The following is a 2,405-nucleotide window of genomic DNA, read 5'->3' as shown; positions in this document are numbered from 1 at the left end:
CTGATCGGAGTTAGCTTATACAGCCGCATGATAACTTTGATGACCCGTTATGTAATCCAATGACATTTAAATATAAAATTAATGACGAAGAAAAGACAGCTTTGGAGATATTGGGTGAGCAAGGTGTGTTTTTCTCTACTCCCTTGGACTTGGACTACTCAATGCAAGTCGCCTTTCCAGATCAGTATAATGTTAAACATGACGGGGAGAGGGGGCCGAGGCCGAAAGCTTGGGGTAACTTAAAGCCTGTGGTTTTGAAATCTAGTTACTCAAAGGCAATAGCTGAATCCTTTTACAGTGAAGAAAAAGATAAACTGACATTCAAGTGGTACAGCTATCGCTTTTTAGGCAGTAAAGGGAAGCCGGTATCTCACATTCGTGCTCTTGAGGAGATCGATTTTGAGTCGGATGAGAACAGAAATAAGATCCCTGAAAGCTTCCAAGAAATGATAAAGCATATCATTAGTGAAGTCTCTTCTTTGCCGGAGTAAGCGCTATGAATGAAGCTTGGGTTCCCAAAGATAACCTGGTTTTTGATGATGAATCACTAGAGATAATCCACTGTAATGCAAACCTGGCAGTTTGGGCTGGTCCTGGGGCAGGAAAAACTGAAATTCTAGCGCAGAAGGCCTGTTTTCTATTAGAAACAGAGCGTTGTGAATGGCCATTCAGTATTCTATCGATCTCTCGTAAGAGGGCATCGGCTTCGAATCTAAAAGAACGTGTCCAAAAGCGGAGTGGGGATGAATTATCTGAGAGGTTTCACTCCTTCACAATTGAGGCTTTTACAAAAAGCATCGTGGATAGGCTTATGTGCGTATTGCCAAAGCACAGACAGCCCAGTCCAGACTATCAGGTAACGAATGGGGGTTCCAACTTCCCAAAGAGTTTGAGCTTTGATCATATAACGTCAATCGCTCTTGAAATCTGTAATACATCTAGTGACCTTATGGCTTCACTGCGGGTTGCATATAAGTATGTTTTTATTGATGAATTTCAGGATTTAAATGGTGTCCAATACGACTTTGTAAAAGCGCTGTTTTGTAACACGGAAAGTGTTGTTACGGTTGTTGGTGACTCTAAGCAGGCGATTATGAAGTTCGCTAAAGCGTTGCCTGATGGCTTTAACCGGTTCGAGCATGATTTTAATGCTGAGCTGAAAGTTATTTATTCGAATTTTAGAGCAACACCCGAGCTTAAGGCATACATAAATAGCTTAGGCTCTTTGTGGTGGCCAATGAGTGATAAAAGCTCAAGTCCGCAAACTAAAAACACTGAACTTAATCAAAATGATTACTCAATGCTTGTATATCAGGATGATGAGCAAGAAGCAGAACAGTTGGCACGAAAGATTGCTCAGTGGGTCAATGAAGATGGAATTAAGCCCCATGATATAGCAGTGCTCTTTCGAATCAATACCAATAACAACTATGGTTTCCACATCAGTAATGCATTGCTTAAACATGGTATTTTGAGCTATGACGAATCTGTCATGCAAGATCACCTTTCAGAGCCTCTGGGGAAGATTGTTGTCTCATTCTTAACGTTAATCACAAGAGCGAGGGATATATCTTCTTGGGAGTGCCTGAGGGAGCTTTACCTATATAGCCACCCTGGTTGCGACCGCTATGAGGAGTACGAACTAAGATGCCTCTTATCCTATATATCTAACGTAAGAGGTGCTTTACTAGATAAGGATTTTGTCGCTGAGAAAATCCGAGACGTTACTACTCATTTCATCGATGAGTTTTTTTTCAAATACCTCGGTCACGCCTGGAGTCAGTACGGACAACAGGCTTTTGTGAAAGCAACCGTTCTCGGGGTTCTCGATGGGTTGGAAAAAGCCAGATTGAAGACAGAGTCATGGGCTGAAGCTGTTGATTTGATCTCTGGTGTTAACGCTATCCGAATGATGACAATTCATAAGAGTAAGGGGGCGGAGTTCGAGGCTGTGATCTTGTTGGGGTTTGAAGATCATCCATTCTTTGGGTTCAGGTATGACTCCAGCAAACTTGATGAAGAGCGCTCTACAATCTTTGTCGCGCTATCAAGGGCTAAGTCAAGGCTGTTAGTTTCAACCGCAAAAAGAAGGCAACATACTGGGCCCTCAACTCATGCCCATATGGGCAGTATTATGGATGATATGGTTAAGTTAGGAATGGTTGGACGGAGAGTGTCTATTCCTGAAGAGGTTTAACTGGATAGCAGTACTAAGCCGTTCATATATAGCGAATTTTAAAAAAGCCCCAGCTAATGGCTGAGGCTTTTTTTGTCTTGATTTGTGAACTGATCTCTATTGATTATTTGCTAATTTTGCAAACCGTTGGCAAATAAATATCAAAAAACTTCTCTGGTTGAATTTTCATCCGATGAATTTTCTAGCTAGAAAATGCCCCATTCCTTCT

The 2,405-nt window shown here is 41.7% G+C and carries 2 protein-coding genes; both read left to right on the top strand.

The features are described 5' to 3' along the window. Positions 1-59 precede the first annotated feature (59 nt). Complete coding sequence (locus tag KIV40_RS25115) at positions 60-491, top strand: hypothetical protein (RefSeq protein WP_285351931.1); 432 nt, start codon at positions 60-62, stop codon at positions 489-491. 5 nt (positions 492-496) lie between these two features. Next, positions 497-2,197 (top strand): ATP-dependent helicase, encoded by a 1,701-nt coding sequence (locus tag KIV40_RS25110; protein ID WP_285351929.1) that lies wholly within the window; start codon positions 497-499, stop codon positions 2,195-2,197. Positions 2,198-2,405: the final 208 nt, after the last annotated feature.

The organism is Vibrio sp. D173a, from assembly GCF_030248475.1.
The sequence above is the reverse complement of the archived record's forward strand: the minus strand, read 5'-3'. Positions and strand labels throughout refer to the sequence as shown.

What these genes read in the sequence shown, in the direction of transcription:
- KIV40_RS25115 (WP_285351931.1), top strand. Translation starts at nt 60, where the DNA reads ATGACATTTAAATATAAAATTAATGACGAAGAAAAGACAGCTTTGGAG.
- KIV40_RS25110 (WP_285351929.1), top strand. Translation starts at nt 497, where the DNA reads ATGAATGAAGCTTGGGTTCCCAAAGATAACCTGGTTTTTGATGATGAA.